Raw genomic sequence first — 16,838 nt, forward strand, 5'->3', positions numbered from 1 at the left:
GCTGTAACAAATCAATTCTAATCAACTCTTAATACCAAAATCATTATAAATGAAACGTTTTTTTACACTCATTGCATTACTGACCTCCTTTGTGTGTGCTAAAGCACAAATTCCTGGTGCAGGAGGTTCGGGTATAACCGGCCGTATATCAGGTACTGTGATTGACTCACTCTCTAAAAAACCTTTAGATTATGCTACCATCAGCCTTTACCGCAGCGGCGGCAAAGCGGTATTAAATGGTACATTAACCGATGATAAAGGAACATTTAAACTTAACAACATTGCTCCGGGCAAATACAAAGTGGCCGTAACCTTTATTGGCTACCCAACTAAGTTTATTGATCCGGTTGAAACCACCCCTGGAAAACCTGATATCAACATGGGTAACATTATTGTTTCGCCGGGCGCAAAAACGCTGGGCGCTGTTACCGTAACCGGTCAGGCTCCGGTTATTGAAAACAAAATTGATAAGATTGTTTACAATGCCGAAAAAGACATCACTTCGGCTGGTGGCAACGCTACCGATGTGTTGCGCAAAGTGCCATTGGTATCAGTTGACTTAGATGGCAAACCATCATTACGCGGCGACCAAAACGTACGTGTTTTGATTAATGGTAAACCATCAGGTGCATTATCAACCAGTTTGGCTGATGTGCTGCGCACCATTCCTGCCGATCAAATTAAAAGCATTGAGGTTATCACCTCTCCATCGGCTAAATATGATGCTGAAGGTTCTGGTGGTATCATCAACATTATTACTAAAACTAAAGATGTATCGGGCTTAAGCGGTTCAGTAAGCGGCGGTATAGGTACCCGTCAAAACAACGGTAACGCCAACCTAAATTACAAGCAAAACCGCTTTAGCTTAACTGGCAATATAGGCAGCAACTTTGCATGGCCACAAACATCTTTATTTGATTTAAACAGCGTTCGCGACTTGAATGGCCGCACTAATACCGTTGTACAAAGCTCACGCGCTGAAACTAAACGTTACGGTACTATAGGCTCTGTAACTGCAGGCTATGATGTAAATAATTACAACAGCCTTAGCACTACATTCCGTGTTAATGGCGGAGGTTTTCAAACTGATGGCTCGGGCGACAATGCTTTTGATTTAAGAAAGTATACCAGTACTAACTATAACAAAGTAAAATTCAGTGGTTTTGACTGGAATGCCGATTACACCCGTAAGTTTAAAAAAGAGGGTGAAGAGTTAACTGTAGCAGGCCAATGGAGCCACAGTAAACTTGGGTCTGACTATAACGCTTATTACTTTAATGTTGACCCTAATGATTTCCCTAACCAAATTGGTAACAATGACGGTGTAAATGATGAGTATACAGCACAGGTTGATTACGCTTTACCGGTAACCAAATCATTCAAACTGGAAGCTGGTGGTAAATCTATCTTCAGGGATATTAGTAGTAATTATGATGTGTATCAGCAATTTGATGCAAACGGAAATGTAACTAACGCCGGTCCGTTTACATTGAGCAATCGCGCATCAAACAAGTATGATTACAGTCAAAATGTTTACGCCGGTTACACTGTGTTGACCTTTACACTGCCTAAAAACTACTCATTACAAGCCGGTGCACGTGTAGAAAACACGTTAATTGAGGGTGTGCCAAGCAACTCTACGCAAACTAACTTGCAGCCGTTTACACAAAACTACACTACCTTCGTACCAAGCTTTATTTTATCTAAAACAGTAAAAGGTACTCAAACTTACAAATTGAGCTACAACAAACGTATACAACGCCCTAGCTTACAATACCTGAACCCTTTTATAAATAAGGCAAATAACCAAAGCCAAACCGAAGGTAACCCTACCTTATCTCCCGAGATTACTCAAACCGTCGAGTTAGGTTATAATACCTTTATAGGTTCATCGGTTATTAACCTATCTACCTACTACAAATACACTAACAACCTTATTGAGGGCATCAACGCAACTGTTGAAGATCCGGAGCTGGCAGGTGATAACAATCCAAGAGGATTAACCAGCCGTACTACTTTCCAAAATATTGGTACCAACAAATCATTTGGTGCAAGTTTCTTTGGCTCAATAACTCCATGGAAACCGTTAACTATTCGTGGTAGTGTTAATGCCTTTACATACAGGCCAACCGTTAACCAAAATCAATCGGCAAACCAGGGTGAAATTAAAACCTACTTCAACTACAATGCATTCCTGAGTGCTTCTGCTACCATTACTAAAACCTGGACTGCAGAGTTCTTTGGTGTATTTAATTCACCACGCCGTACCATTCAAGGTCAAAACCCAGCCTTCAACTTATTCGGTTTTGGTGTGAAAAAAGAATTGATTGCTAAAAAATTCACTTTAGGTTTGAACGCCTTATCTCCGTTCCAAACTTATTTAAAACTTGATTCTAAAGTAAATTCACCTACAATAAATCAAACTACTAAAATTCGTTATCCCCTACAATCGTTTGGCATATCGTTCACTTACAACTTTGGTAAGTTAACCTATGGCCAACAGAAGAAAAAAGGCGTTAAAAACGACGACTTAATGCAAGGTGGAGACCAAGGCGGCATGGGCGGCGGCGGCGGCCAAGGCGGCGGTCCGAGATAATCCGTTTTAGAGACAAGAGCCAAGAGTTAAGACGAAAGCTCACTCAATAAAACCCCCGGTCAGATTGACCGGGGGTTTCTTTTTATAAGTTTTTTGGTTCTTGTTTCTCGGCTCTTGTCTCTACTAACTGAATATCCCAATCCTCTCCAGCAGCAACGAGGCATTGAAGGTTTTACACTCGCCGGGTTTAAGTTTGTAGTCAAACAGCATTTCGCCATTAATTACTTGTATATCGAAATAAAAGTTACGTACATAGGTTGGATAGGCTTGTTCAAGTTGGGCTAACTGCAAGTCATGCGTAGCAACCAGGCCTACCCCATTGCTGCTGATGAGTTTTTCAATTACCGCTTTTGAGCCGAGGTACTTATCAACAGAATTAGTACCGCGCAACATTTCATCTATTAAAAACAGGATGTTTGGTTGTTGCTTTACTGCCTCCAGCAACATTTGCAAACGGTCTAGCTCGGCCTTGAAGGTTGATGTGCTTTCGTTAAGCGAGTCTTTGATACGCATATAGCTAAACAACTGTACAACCGACACCTCCATAACATCAGCACAAACCGGTGCACCTGATAACGCCAGTACGGTATTAATGCCAAGCGTACGCAAAAAGGTGCTTTTTCCGGCCATATTAGAGCCGGTAATAATATCTACCTTCCGGGTGTTAATCAGTTCGTAGCTATTAGATACTCTTACGCCATCTTTTATATGCGGATGCGAAACGTTCTTTGCAACCAGGGTAAACTCATCCCCATTGGCAATGGCAGGCATACACCACTCGGGATAATTGATTTGTAATGATGAAAGGCTTATGAGCGCTTCAAACTCGGCAATTACATCAAATGCGCTTTCAATGTTCTCGTGGTTATTACGTTTCCAATCCTCTATTGCTATAACGTACCTAATGTTCCAAAGGGCTAACACATTTAAAAAAAAGCCAACAAGCAAATTATTGCGGTTATTAAGACTGTTGATTAGGTTGGAGAGCTGGCGCGTAACTACTGATATACTCTTGTTGTTATTGCGCTTAACATTGTCTGCCAGATTCTTGTTATACGCTGTACTCCACTCCTCCTTTTCAATACTATCAAATACATCAGAGTAACTATTAAGCGTACTTCCAATTTTACCCGCAATAAGGTCCGTTTGTTCGGTATGCTTGTTATTAATACCGGTTAAAAAGAAATTAAACAAACCGAGAACGATGGCAACATACTTAGCTTCGGGATAAAAATATGAAGCTGCTATTGCGGCCAACATTATCCAAGCAACAACTTTTACATAGGTTTTTAACCATCCTTCTCCAGGTATATTTAAAGGTTTGTGTAAATACTTAAAAAGCTGCTGCAGTTCATTACTGTTATGCTTGAGGGCAAATAACAACTGTGATTGAACTTTAAGCTTCCAATGGTTTTTAGTACTTATTTCCTGTACCGCCTGCTGCCTGCTTAAAATAACAGTTTTAACAGCCGGTGCTTTAAGCCAACCAGCTAACTTTTCTTGCCCAGCTACGGTTGCTGCACGGTTAATAAGCTGGTAGAGTGATGCCGCTCCAAAAACATCAAGATCACTGGTGTAATAGTGCTTATCGTCATTAAACTTGCTGCCGTTAGGATATATGTTACCATAGCTATCTATACTCTCCAACTCATTTTGATTTACCGCCTTAAAGTTTTCAAAATACAAGCGGCACTTTTCAAAGTACGCTTGCTTTGCAACTAACCAATTAAAAGCAATTCCTGCCACTATAGCGCCAGCAGCAAACACTGCAAAACTATCAAGCTTAACGCTCCAGTAAACCAATAATAGTAACAAGGCAAATACAATTAACCGCATTACAGAAAACACATTTACTTTATTTTTAAAGTATTGTATTTGGGCCGTGGCATGCTGAGTATTGTGCTTGTAATTATCTTGTATAGTTGAACTCATATTGGAATGTACTTTTGGCAAAGTAAACCATTTTTTGGTAGCTGAGCTTTTTAAGCTGTTTATTTGCAAAATGAAAATTGTGCTGCTTACCGTTGGCAAAACCGAGGACGCCTACATTAAGGATGGAATTGAAAAGTTTGTTAAACGCCTAAAACACTATACTAAACTGGAAATTGTTGACCTGCCCGAACTCAAAAACACCAAAGCACTTACTCAAGAGCAGCAAAAAACAAAAGAAGCCGAACTTATTTTAAAAAAGCTATCAACAACCGACCACGTGGTTTTGCTTGATGAAAAAGGCATGGAATTCAGTTCGGTGCAATTTGCCGATTATATTGACAAAAAAGCTATTGGTTCAACACAATCATTAGTGTTTATAATTGGCGGGCCTTACGGTTTTGATGCTACCGTTTACCAGCGGGCAAATGCGCAGTTAGCGCTTTCACGAATGACGTTTTCCCATCAAATGGTAAGGCTTTTTTTTGTTGAGCAACTATACCGGGCGTTCAGCATTATCAAAGGCGAGCCCTATCATCATCAATAGTTTATATGGCTTTTTAAGCCTTTAAACTGTATTGAAGGTAAGTGTATGAAAGAGATTGATGATGTTGAACAATGTTAATTACTATGTAATTTTTCGCAGGTTAAGTCCAGATTTATTGTATTGAATGATACTATAAAATACTTTTGACGTATTATCAATCTCTCCTTATGGATTCAATCGTTACTGAACTTTTCACATTTAAGTTTTTCATACTTTTCTCGTTTATTATTGCAACGGTAATTGTGCATTACCGCGGCCGCGTCAGGTACAAATTTTTCAGGCAATTTGCTGATCATTCAACCTTTATGGCGCCTATAAATGTGCCTATGTACGCCCTTTCTAAAGTTGAAAACCGGCCTTACATCAGCACGGCGCACTTTCCTCAACTATCTGTTTTAAAAGAGAACTGGCAAACCATACGTGATGAGGCCATACTTTTAGAAAGAGAAGAACTTATTAAGGGATCGGATACTTTTAATGATGCCGGGTTTAATTCGTTCTTCAGGCGAGGCTGGAAACGCTTTTACCTGAAATGGTACGGAGATTTCCACCCATCAGCAAAAAAATACTGCCCTAAAACTGTCGAATTACTTAAAAATACCCCCAACATTAAAGCCGCAATGTTTGCGGTGTTGCCTGCCGGCAGCCAGCTTATGCAACACCGCGACCCATATGCAGGCTCATTAAGGTATCATTTAGGATTAATTACTCCGAACTCAGAACAGTGCCACATTGTTGTAGATGGACAAAGTTACGCCTGGAAAGACGGCGACGATGTGCTGTTTGATGAAACTTATATTCATCATGCTGAGAACCAAACCAATATTGACCGTTTGATTTTATTTTGTGATGTTGAGCGCCCGGTGAAAACCATTTTTGGCCGTGCCTGGAACAACTTCTTTGGTTGGTTTGTTATGGCATCAGCATCATCTCCTAATATGGGCGATGATAAAACAGGAAATATTAACAAAGCCTTTAAGTATGTATACTCTATAAGGCTGGTTGGCAAACGCCTGAAAGCTTATAATGAGCGTTTGTATTATGTAGTTAAGTACATTCTGTTTGCCGCTATATTGTATGCCTTATTTTTCAGGCATTTGTTATAACGCCGAAAACACTACGGGTAAGTTTGCTTATGGGTCACGATCATTCACATCATCACCATCATGATCACGCTCCAAAGCTCGATCATTTAAACAAGGCCTTTATCATAGGCATTATTCTCAATTCTGCATTTGTAGTTATTGAAGCTGGCGTGGGCTTTGCCAAAGGCTCCCTATCGCTGCTTACTGATGCCGGCCACAATTTAAGTGATGTAGCTAGTTTAATACTTGCGTTGCTTGCCTTTAAGCTGTCAAAAATTCGCGCCAATAACGTTTACACTTACGGCTACAAGCGGTCTACCATATTGGTATCATTACTTAATGCCGTTTTGTTGGTTGCTGCAGTTGGTGTTATAGCTTACGAGGCAATACTTAGAATTGGGCACCCACAACCAATACCTGGTATTACAGTAGCCTGGGTAGCCTTTGCGGGTATTGCTGTAAACGGTGTAACTGCCTGGCTTTTTATGAAAGACAAGGAGAAAGACCTTAATGTTAAGGGTGCCTACATGCACATGGCTGTTGACGCACTGGTATCATTAGGCGTAGTAATATCGGGCTTAGCCATTTACTTTACCGGCTGGTATTGGATTGACAGCGTGGTAAGCATTATTATAGTAGTGGTTATACTTGCTGGTACGTGGGGACTACTGGTTGATAGCTTACGTTTAGAAATTGACGGTGTACCTAAACAAATGGAACTGAGCGCAATTAAAGATGAGCTGTTAAAAGCCAATGGCGTTAAGGAAATTCACCACATGCACGTGTGGGCATTAAGCACTACAGAAAATGCACTAACTGCCCACATAGTGATTAAAGCCGAAGAAGCCGCAAACTTCAATCAAATCAAAAACGACTTACGTCACCGCCTGGCTCATCTCGATATCCAACACAGTACCTTTGAGCCTGAGTTTGATGGCGAGCATTGCCAGGCAAAAGATTGCAACGTTTAACGAAGTTTAAGTCTTAATTTCTATTTAACCAGTTGCTCAACCGCATTTGCTGTCCTTTCAAACTTAAATTGAGCCAGCACTGCCTGCATAGCGGCTTCAATTTGCGGATTACCTAAGTTACCAATACTACCTTCGTGAGTATGGCTTATCGCTTTATCGGGGTTAAAGTTTCCTTGTTCAATAGCCAAGCCAACCTGTTTGTAAGCATCACGGAAAGGCACCCCATTTAAAACCTGGCGGTTAACCTCTTCAACACTAAAGAGGTACGCATAGCGGGCATCATCCAATATATTTGATTTTACCTCTATATGCTGCAACATAAAGTTGGCCATATGTAAACAGCTCTTTAGCTCGGCAAAGGCTGGGAATAACAGCTCTTTAAGCAACTGCATTTCGCGGTGATAGCCTGATGGCAGGTTGGTAGTCATCATAGCAACGTCATTTGGCAAGGCTTGCAAGCGGTTACATTTTCCACGCATAATTTCCCAAACGTCGGGGTTTTTCTTGTGTGGCATGATGCTGCTTCCCGTTGTTAAATTTTCAGGATAGCTTACAAATGCAAAATTCTGGCTCAGGTACAAAGTTTGGTCCATTGCCATACGCGCCAAGGTTGCCGCCACTGCTGATAGTGCTTGTGCTATTATACGCTCGGTTTTGCCTCTACCCATTTGCGCATAAACTACATTATAGTTCAAGGCATCAAACCCTAATAACTGTGTTGTTAAAGTGCGGTTAAGCGGAAACGAAGAACCGTAACCGGCTGCTGAACCTAATGGATTTTTGTTGGTAATTTTGTAAGCAGCTAAAACAAGCTCTAAATCATCAGCCAGGCTCTCAGCATAAGCACCAAACCATAGTCCAAATGATGATGGCATAGCTACCTGCAAGTGCGTATAGCCTGGTAACAAAACATCTTTGTGTTTATTGCTCAGGCTAATAAGCAAGTTAAAAAGCTGCTCAACCTCTTCCACCACCTGCTGTAATTCGCTCCTGAAAAACAATTTTAAATCAACCAAAACCTGGTCGTTACGTGAGCGGCCACTATGAATTTTTTTGCCGGCCTCGCCAATACGGCGGGTAAGCAATAATTCCACCTGTGAATGTACGTCTTCTACGCCTTGCTCAATTTCAAAGTCGTCGTCCTGTATTTCACGGTAAATGCTTTTGAGCTCGGCTTGTACCAATGCTAAATCATCTTCGCCCATTAGGCCAATGGTTTGCAGCATTTTTGTATGGGCTAAAGAGCCTAACACATCAAATGCAGCCATTTGGCGGTCAAACTCACGGTCGCGCCCAACTGTAAAGTTCTCAACCAGCTCATTAACATTGATAGTTTTTTGCCACAGCTTACTCATGCTGCAAAGATGTATATTTTTATGTAGAGGTAAAAGCAAGAATGCTAAGCATGATGCTCCTCAATTTTTGAGTGTTTATGCGTATCTTTCATAAACAGGTATATAAGCAGTGAAATGCCAATACAAGCCGTAACGTACCAGTAAAACCATGTTGCATGCCCGGCTTGCTTAAACCATAAGGCAATGTACTCGGCAGTACCGCCAAAAATAGAAACAGCTATTGCATAAGGAAAGCCTACGCCCAAAGCCCTTACCTCTGCCGGAAACAATTCAGCCTTTACCACGGCATTTATGGATGTGTATCCGCTCACAATAATTAATGCAACCATGATGAGAACAAAGGCTGAGACAGCATTATTCGTAGTGCTTAAGCTGCTTAAAACCGGCAGCGTGCATAATGTACCTAATATACCAAAAGCAATAAGCAATGGCTTACGGCCAATTTTATCTGACAGTGCTCCAAACGCAGGTTGCAGTAACATAAAAGCAAGCAAGGTGCAGGTTGAAATACCGGTTGCCTGTGTTTTTGAAAATCCGGCAGTGTTAACCAGAAATTTTTGCATGTAGGTTGTAAACGTATAAAATGCAACCGTACCACCCAATGTAAGCCCAACAACCGTAGCAACCGCCCTGGGGTGTTGCATTAACGCGCTGATGGTACCGCGTTGTTTTGCGGTATCATTATCACTAAACGAGGTTGACTCATGCAAACTTTTGCGCAGGTACATTACCGTTATTGCTAAAACTGCCCCTATGCCAAACGGTATACGCCAGCCCCAGCTGTGCAGCTGTGCATCGGTTAAAAAATATTGCTGTAATAGTACCAGTACCCCCAAGGCAATTAACTGACCCATTATTAGCGTTACATACTGAAAACTTGAATAAAAGCCACGATTATGTTTAGCAGCCATTTCGCTCAAATAAGTTGCACTGGTACCATATTCGCCGCCAACGCTTAACCCTTGTATTATACGGGCTAGCACTAGCAATATTGGGGCAGCAATACCAATTTGCTTGTAGCCAGGTACAAACGTAATTATCAACGAGCCAAGGCTCATCAACAAAATGGATGCGGTTAAAGCTTTCTTCCTGCCGTGCCTGTCGGCATAGGTGCCCATTAACCAGCCACCAACCGGGCGCATTAAGAATCCTATAGCAAATATACCGGCAGTATTAAGCAACTGCGCAGTATCATCACTCTCAGGAAAAAACGAAGATGAAAAGTATAATGAAAATGCGGAATACACATACCAGTCGTACCACTCAACCAAATTACCGAGTGAGCCGCCTATAATTGATTTTAAGCGCTGAATTACCGAAAGTGACTGCCTGTGCTGGTTGTTATTATCCATCATTTTGATTGTGCCGTTAAACATACCAAACAGGCGAAGAACTTATGGCAATACTAAAAACTTAAATTTTGGGGTAATGGGTCAAAATCTGTACGGGTTTCGGTAGCTTTTACAATATTACGCACGGTAAAGTCGAGCTCCTGCACAGCTTGTTCCATCATATTTAAAATGGCCGAATTAGCTTCTGTTTCCTCAAGCTTTAATAAACTCATTAACCCCAAAATAGATGCAACCGGCTTTCGCAATTGATGTGATTGCATAAAGGCAACCTTACGCAAAGCTTCATTTTGCTCTAATATTTTTTGTTCGCTTTGTTTGCGTTGTGTTATATCGGTGCTATTGAATGATACACCGATTATTTTACCTCCGCTATCATAAGTTGGGTTATAGCTTACTTTAAACCACATAGGGTCAATACCCGTAAATTTAACGGCCCTTTCATGATTAATACTTTCGCCACTTAAGGCTGTTTGCACATTTTTTTCAAAATCATCAATGTAAGCGGGGTAAATAAATTCAGTGGCTTTTACACCCGCAAGCACCGGTTTACCAAATAGCATGTAAGCTATATCATAAAAGGTTTTATTGAAGGTAATGATCTCCATGTTGCGTCCAATTAGCAAATGGCTCGATTTGGAACTTTCAAAAAACGAACGCAGCTTATTTTCAGAGTTTTTAGCTTCTGTATATTGTTCGCGCAACACGTCAATACTAAGTTCAAACTCAACCATGGTAACCGCTTGCCTTGATAGCAAATGCAACATGCGTTTACGTCGTTCAGACAGTTTTTTTGCTTCGGAACCTAAAACAAACAAGCTGCCTATATGCTGCCCGTCATACGTTACCAATGGCGCACCGGCAAAAAAGCGAATAGAAGGGGCATTTTTTACCAACTGATGATGAGCTAACTGCGTATGCTGCTCAAAATCTTCAACTTCGGTAATCCTATCCTGTTCAAGCGGTATATCAAACTTAACGTCTTCAATATCCAATTGCTCCGCAACGTTACCAAACTTAAAATGCTGTGTTATTTCGCCCTCTACACTTATCACTAAAAATGCAGCTGCAACCTGGCAAGTTTCGGCAGCCAGGGTAACAATGTTTTTCAATTCATTTTCACGGCAGATTTTAAGATCAAGAAATCTCTCCATCGACCGGATTTTATCCAATCCGTTTAAAGGCATAATCAGCTTAGTGAACTCTTAATTGGTTAGTAGGTGTTTAAACAATATACGGCTTAAGCGATGCATAAGTTATAAAACCGGCAATTTTATTATTTAGTATTTAAAAATGGAGGTTGTAAACCAAACATTGCCACTACCTAATGTTATTAGAAGTGCTTATTAAAAGTTGGTTGTAAGCACAAATTGAATGATATGACGCTTGAAAGGCCCGTCGCTTTCATGCTGAAACCAAAACATGTAGCCTAGTTCGGTATCAATATTTTTACTTAATTTGTATCCAAGCGACCCAAATGTCCTGTTTTGATCAAACACACGACCATTTACAGCTTTCTTATTTTGCAGGTTTAAAAACAACTCATTTTGTAAGCCTGCAAATAACCCCTTGGTAAATCCTGTATCGGCAAGAAGTGGAATTTGCACCGTATAAAATATTCGTCCCCGTTGTGAAAAATTGTATGCATCTTCTTTAATCCAGCGCTGCTCAAAGCGTAAACGAAGTGCCATTTCAGTTTTTCTCACCTTAAAGTCATGCTGGTACTGTTCGTAAGCACGATGCTCTGTAGTGCGTACTTCACCGGTTTCGTCAAATTCACGATCAACTTTGAAGGCGTAGCCCAAGGCAACTGCATGTTTTTTATTAAGATGGAAGTTTAAAGCACTTCTTAATAGCAGCGTATTAAGGAATTTGATATCATTTGCCGACCTGACTTGTACATCAGCTAATACATCAAACTTATCGGTAAGCCTTTGCGAATGGTTAATAAAAAGCCATGCCTGCGTCTCAGAAGTTTGCGCAATGCAATTTCCAAAAACGAGACAACCGATGACAGCAAGTGTTAAAAATTTCAAACCGGAGTTTTAAAGCTTGATGTTTAAACTTATAACACGTCTCTTTGTTGGGTATTAAAATATTTTACTGTTATGAATAGAGAAAGAATTGGCTGGACAGGGTTAGGTAATATGGGTACACCCATGGTTAAAAATTTGTTAAAAGCCGGCTATACAGTTGAGGCTTTTAACCGTACCCGCGAGAAGGAGCAAGAAGCGATTGAAGCCGGAGCAACTTCTGCCGCCGATTTAAAGACACTGGGGGCTAATAACGACGTAGTATTTGTAATGGTGTCTGATGATGAAGCCTCCAAAGAAATATTTTCTACAGAGAACGGTTTGCTTTCAGGTGATGTTTCCGGGCGTTTATTTATAAACGTGAGTACCGTGTCGCCAGACACGTCGAAACACATCAATGAATTATGTATTTCAAAAAAGGCCACATTTTTGGAGGCTCCTGTATCAGGAAGTGTAAAACCCGCACAGGATGGCACCTTGATTATTTTAGCCGGAGGCGAAAAGTCTGATTATGAAAGAGCCGAACCTATATTTAAAAACTTAAGTAAAATGTCGGTTTTACTGGGCGCAGTCGGCACAGGGGCATCAGCCAAACTGGCTATCAATTACTTTTTAGCGTTAACCGTACAAGGATTGGCTGAAACTGTGCAGTTTGCCACAGATAGCGGCGTTGATGCCGCCGATATGTTAAACATTATAAACGAAGGCGCAGTAGGCAGTGCAATTACCAAATTGAAAACTCCTTCAATTTTAAATAATGATTTTCCTGCTGCGTTTGCGCTTAAGCATATGTTTAAAGATTTAAGGCTTGCCAAAGAACAACAACTAAATTCTCCCTTAAGTACCCCGCTGTATGAAAGTTTTAAAGCTGCAAACAACGATGGGCTTGGCAATTCAGATCTTATGGCAATTTACAAGCATTTGAAAAAGTAATATAATCAGGTAGAACCGGCATTTGCGGTTCTACCTTTTTTTAAAATACCTTGTATTAGGCGCTGTTCAACAAGAAAACAAAAGACTTTTATTTAACTTTATCAGGCACAAACTTTCCTCATGCCTGAAAATAAAAGCACGCAGAAAACAAAAAAATTAGCGGCTCACTTAGATGCTCACGTGCGTTTAATAATTGCCATTGTAGTAAGTGCTGTAGCGGCCTATATATTTTCATCAAACCTGCCGGTCACCGAAACCATATTAATGACCTGGATTTCATTTGCGTTCAGCATCATCATACCCGAATGGATAACCATATTAAGCGTTCACCCGCGAGATGTACGTAAATATGCCTCCATTCAGGACTCGAGCCGTACGTTTATATTTTTATTTGTATTGAGCGGTGCTGTTATAAGTTTGCTGTCAATCATATTTCTCATGAAATCGCCTAAGGAGGCTACCGAAACGCAGGTGATAGGGCATGTTGCTTTAACAATAGGTTCGGTAATCATATCATGGTGGTTGGTACATACTGTATTTACTCTCAGGTACGCACACTTATATTATGATACTCATAACGATCAGGGACACTCGGTACAGGCTGGCGGATTAAATTTTCCGCAGGAAGAGGAGCCTGATTACCTCGACTTCGTTTACTTTTCATTTAACCTTGGCGTTGCCTTTCAGGTGTCAGATGTAGCCATAACATCGCGCAAAATACGCAGGCTGGTGTGGGTGCATAGTCTTATCTCCTTCGTATTTAACACAGCTATAGTTGCCTTAAGCATTAACATTACATCCGAGCTTATATCCAACCGCTAATAGCAGTTTGTCACGCTCTATAGTTTTACACAACTATGGATATGTAATGTAGCAATCGGTAAGTTATATACGTATCTTTGTATGCAGCAGGTTGCATTGGCATGCTGCTTACCCTAATAATTTAAATTGATGCTGAAGCGAATTTTAGTGCTGGATGATAATGAGGATATACTCGATGTGGTGAACGAAGTGCTTTCGTATGAAAATTTTGAGGTACGTACCACCACTACCAGCAACGATTTTTTACAAGTAGCTCAAAACTACAACCCCGATCTAGTTATACTTGACTACCACTTAGGCGATGGCAATGGCGGTGATATTTGCCGTCAGGTTAAAGCTGATGAACAGTTAGGTAAAGTTCCTGTGATCATATTTTCGGCCTATATTAATCGTAACGAAGATCCTTTATTTGAATGTGAAGCCGTTATTTCAAAACCGTTTGACCTTGATGAACTGGTTAGTAAAGTAACCGATCTTACTTCTCAAAATTAACGGCTTTATACATCTTTCTCTACAGCTTAACCTAGGTATATGTATTTTATAAAATACATTAGGGTTAATTTCTCTCAACAGATTAGCTTTTTTAGCTAAAGGCATTTGTTTGGCACATAATTAGCAATGTATGTTGCAACTAATAATTACTGCCTTATGAAAACATTAAATACTAAAACTCAAGTTCTGCTAAAAACAATTGATGTTGAACTAAAGAAACTTTTAAGTCAGGATTTAGCTGCTTACCGTTTAAGCCAGCTGAAAAATAAAGGCATCAACCAGGGCAACAAACAAGCTGCCTGACCACATAACATCTACCCTATGATTAAAGGAGTTTATATTGAATGTAGACTCCTTTTTTATTTGAACAAAATTTACCTTATAAGCAAAAATACACTTTTAAATACTGTAGGGGCACATTATGGCATACAATTTGAACACTTCAATGATGTACACCAATATTTGATTTCTGATGGCAAAGCGTATAATGATTATAGATGAAGACGTGATGGAGTTAAACCGTTTGTCGCTTTTATTAGGTTGTAAGGGTTATGATGTATGTCCACTACACCGTTCATATAAGGTATTCAGTGAGATATCAAAATGCCACCCTGATTTAATTTTGATGGATAGCATGCTTACTGAAATGGATAGCATGGTAGTAAGTCGTGCTTTAAAAGCGATTGATACATCAAAAAACATCCCGCTGATGTTTATATCAGGCAAAAACTACAACAACTATTCTTACCCGCATATAGTTAACGAAGAAGTTAAATCGGCTGGCATCAATGCTCTTATTGATGATATAGAGTTACAGCTGGCCAGTTAAGAATCTACCAATCCATAGCACGCGCACGTATGCGCTTGATGTAGTGACGAATGTCTAATACAATACCTGCACAGAAATAAAAAATGAGCGGAAACCCTACTGCCAGAAAAGAGGAGTAAATAAAAAACAAACGGATTTTTGCGATTGATACATTAAAACGCTCGCCCATATAGGTACACACGCCAAACGAATAACGCTCAAAAAAAGTCAATATCCTTTGTATCATGTTATATTGAGTTTTAATATTTCATTTCCAATACCACACTGCAAGCATCTTTTGTGATTACAGTAACTACTTTTTAGCTCGAGCAAAGCCTGAGATTCATAAGCAGTTTTCACCTTAACACCCAGTTCTGCAAAATCATTTACTATCTGGTTACTTTCCACACCAAGCGACTCTAGTAATCTTAAGCTGCGGTCAATATACTTTTGCTGGTTATGGTGTTTTCCATAGCTATATAGAAACAGCGAAACAGTATTCAATAAAAGTAAATCAATTGATGATTCGCCAAAGTTTTTTGAACTGATTTTGGACTCCGCATCAAACCGATAATGGTTTACCCAATAATCGTTAACAACAATATTACTAAAAAGTTTACGCAATTCCTTTACCTCTTCGTAATCTAATATTTTGGAAAACAACAGATTAGATACCAGCGTAAAAGCAGCAAATTGCGCCAACCTTACCGTCGGAAAGTTTTGAGGTCTGAGTCGCAAAAATTTCCATAAGTGCTTTTCAATAGGTTTGAGGTTATATTTTGATCGTAAAAACTGATATTCGGTTTTAAGCTTATTTGGGTATTGATCTTTAAAATTATCTTCAAGCATACCCGCTTGCCCAAAAATTAGTGCTTCAACCTGCAAGGCGCTGCTTTTATGCTTACCTAAAATATTTTGAGGCAAAGATTTTGCCATCAACTCAAATGGCAACGCATTAATTTTAAATCCAAAATTTGCTGCTAAAAACTGATAAAACGTTTCCTCCCAGTTGCCTTTATTAAGTTTCAATGCATCAATTACCGTAATTGATTTTTTTTCTAATCGTTCAATCAGCATACGGGTGAACCAGTTTTGCATGGTAACGGCCTGCACCGTACTTATACTTGCCTCGCAGGGTATTATTTGCTTTTTGCCGTAAGCTAAGTCATGATAACGCAGATAGAGTGCTTCGGAGATACGGCTTCCTAGCTCTAATGTAGGCAGCAATTTGCCCTCACTAGTATATATGTCCTCATCGTGCTTATAAACCACGTGAAGTATTACATTATTGTAAGCATTGTCATTGGTATGATTATGCTTGTGCCAGTCTGATGAATTAAGGTGAATTTCAACGTTGCCGGCCCATGTAGTATCTCCAATTTTTATCCTTGCGTTCTGAAAATCGGCACCCGAGTTAAAATTATGCATACCTGCAGATGCAACTTCAATTACTTCACCATTTATAGTTTGAAGACTGCGCATATCAAAAAGCTTAAACTTCCATATATAACGCAAAAAGTCCTCATTGAAAAGCATTGCTGAATATAGGTATTTTAGGTTGTATAATTTAGAAACGTGTCGTGCATTACTTCCTCAGGCGAATTTGGCAACAAACTTACACCAACTGTAGAAGCACAATTCCCCACCAGCTGAGTAAAGTTGGGGAAAACTTAACCACAAGTTAACCGCTATGCGGCTTACTTCGCGTTTTTGGCACGATGCAAAAAGTGTGTTTTTACGTATCTAAGAGGCGTTTTTGTTGCGTTTACTGTTTTTGAGCGGCTGCTGGTACAGCAGTTGCCTAATACTTATCAAACAACAACAAATTAAAACACACAACAACGCACACCCTTTCCCCCTGACTGATATGAAAACTAACTTTACCTTCGCCGCCATCATCCTTTTCGCTGCTGCTATC

General features: G+C 40.0%; 16 protein-coding genes. 9 read left to right on the top strand and 7 right to left on the bottom strand.

The window, feature by feature from the left end:
- The first annotated feature begins 49 nt into the window (after nucleotides 1-49).
- Complete coding sequence (locus GO816_RS17370) at nucleotides 50-2,596, top strand: TonB-dependent receptor domain-containing protein (RefSeq protein WP_157543215.1); 2,547 nt, start codon at nucleotides 50-52, stop codon at nucleotides 2,594-2,596.
- Between the two features lie 123 nt (nucleotides 2,597-2,719).
- On the opposite strand, the gene GO816_RS17375 is transcribed toward GO816_RS17370, so the two are convergent.
- Nucleotides 2,720-4,528 carry a MutS-related protein gene (locus tag GO816_RS17375; RefSeq protein ID WP_157543216.1) on the bottom strand — a complete coding sequence of 603 codons (1,809 nt, stop codon included), beginning with the start codon at nucleotides 4,526-4,528 and terminating at the stop codon, nucleotides 2,720-2,722.
- A 70-nt stretch (nucleotides 4,529-4,598) separates the two neighbouring features.
- Here GO816_RS17375 and rlmH point away from each other — a divergent pair, with 70 nt between their 5' ends.
- From rlmH to GO816_RS17390, 3 genes are all read left to right on the top strand, one after another.
- Nucleotides 4,599-5,072 (top strand): 23S rRNA (pseudouridine(1915)-N(3))-methyltransferase RlmH, encoded by a 474-nt coding sequence (rlmH, locus tag GO816_RS17380; protein ID WP_157543217.1) that lies wholly within the window; start codon nucleotides 4,599-4,601, stop codon nucleotides 5,070-5,072.
- A gap of 167 nt (nucleotides 5,073-5,239) precedes the next feature.
- Nucleotides 5,240-6,178 carry an aspartyl/asparaginyl beta-hydroxylase domain-containing protein gene (locus GO816_RS17385; RefSeq protein ID WP_157543218.1) on the top strand — a complete coding sequence of 313 codons (939 nt, stop codon included), beginning with the start codon at nucleotides 5,240-5,242 and terminating at the stop codon, nucleotides 6,176-6,178.
- A 29-nt stretch (nucleotides 6,179-6,207) separates the two neighbouring features.
- The gene (locus tag GO816_RS17390) at nucleotides 6,208-7,128 is read left to right on the top strand and encodes a cation diffusion facilitator family transporter (protein ID WP_157543219.1); all 921 of its coding nucleotides are present in this window, start codon (nucleotides 6,208-6,210) and stop codon (nucleotides 7,126-7,128) included.
- A gap of 20 nt (nucleotides 7,129-7,148) precedes the next feature.
- Here GO816_RS17390 and argH read toward each other — a convergent pair whose 3' ends face one another.
- The 4 genes from argH to GO816_RS17410 form a co-directional block, all read right to left on the bottom strand.
- Complete coding sequence (gene argH / locus GO816_RS17395; RefSeq protein ID WP_157543220.1) at nucleotides 7,149-8,483, bottom strand: argininosuccinate lyase; 1,335 nt, start codon at nucleotides 8,481-8,483, stop codon at nucleotides 7,149-7,151.
- Between the two features lie 44 nt (nucleotides 8,484-8,527).
- Nucleotides 8,528-9,859 (bottom strand): MFS transporter, encoded by a 1,332-nt coding sequence (locus GO816_RS17400; protein WP_157543221.1) that lies wholly within the window; start codon nucleotides 9,857-9,859, stop codon nucleotides 8,528-8,530.
- 29 nt (nucleotides 9,860-9,888) lie between these two features.
- Entirely contained in the window at nucleotides 9,889-10,986 is a 1,098-nt protein-coding gene (locus GO816_RS17405; protein WP_198171558.1) for a PAS domain S-box protein, read from the bottom strand.
- Between the two features lie 192 nt (nucleotides 10,987-11,178).
- Nucleotides 11,179-11,868, bottom strand: a complete 690-nt coding sequence (locus GO816_RS17410) for a DUF2490 domain-containing protein (RefSeq protein WP_157543223.1) — start codon at nucleotides 11,866-11,868, stop codon at nucleotides 11,179-11,181.
- A gap of 72 nt (nucleotides 11,869-11,940) precedes the next feature.
- Between GO816_RS17410 and GO816_RS17415 the strand changes: the two genes are divergently transcribed.
- From GO816_RS17415 to GO816_RS17435, 5 genes are all read left to right on the top strand, one after another.
- Nucleotides 11,941-12,798: an NAD(P)-dependent oxidoreductase gene (locus tag GO816_RS17415; protein WP_157543224.1), complete on the top strand. Its 858-nt coding sequence runs from the start codon at nucleotides 11,941-11,943 to the stop codon at nucleotides 12,796-12,798.
- A gap of 120 nt (nucleotides 12,799-12,918) precedes the next feature.
- Complete coding sequence (locus GO816_RS17420; protein WP_157543225.1) at nucleotides 12,919-13,620, top strand: DUF1345 domain-containing protein; 702 nt, start codon at nucleotides 12,919-12,921, stop codon at nucleotides 13,618-13,620.
- Nucleotides 13,621-13,749: 129 nt separating this feature from the next.
- Entirely contained in the window at nucleotides 13,750-14,112 is a 363-nt protein-coding gene (locus tag GO816_RS17425; protein ID WP_157543226.1) for a response regulator, read from the top strand.
- Nucleotides 14,113-14,268: 156 nt separating this feature from the next.
- A complete protein-coding gene (locus GO816_RS17430; RefSeq protein ID WP_157543227.1) occupies nucleotides 14,269-14,415 on the top strand; it encodes a hypothetical protein in 147 nt (48 codons plus the stop codon).
- 169 nt (nucleotides 14,416-14,584) lie between these two features.
- Nucleotides 14,585-14,941: a response regulator gene (locus tag GO816_RS17435; RefSeq protein ID WP_157543228.1), complete on the top strand. Its 357-nt coding sequence runs from the start codon at nucleotides 14,585-14,587 to the stop codon at nucleotides 14,939-14,941.
- A 4-nt stretch (nucleotides 14,942-14,945) separates the two neighbouring features.
- On the opposite strand, the gene GO816_RS17440 is transcribed toward GO816_RS17435, so the two are convergent.
- The gene (locus GO816_RS17440; protein ID WP_157543229.1) at nucleotides 14,946-15,167 is read right to left on the bottom strand and encodes a PspC domain-containing protein; all 222 of its coding nucleotides are present in this window, start codon (nucleotides 15,165-15,167) and stop codon (nucleotides 14,946-14,948) included.
- A complete protein-coding gene (locus GO816_RS17445; RefSeq protein ID WP_157543230.1) occupies nucleotides 15,164-16,456 on the bottom strand; it encodes a DUF2851 family protein in 1,293 nt (430 codons plus the stop codon). Before GO816_RS17445 ends, GO816_RS17440 begins: the two co-directional genes overlap by 4 nt.
- Nucleotides 16,457-16,838 lie beyond the last annotated feature (382 nt).

Origin of the sequence: Mucilaginibacter aquatilis (assembly GCF_009755275.1) — a bacterium.
Lineage (GTDB): Bacteria > Bacteroidota > Bacteroidia > Sphingobacteriales > Sphingobacteriaceae > Mucilaginibacter > Mucilaginibacter aquatilis.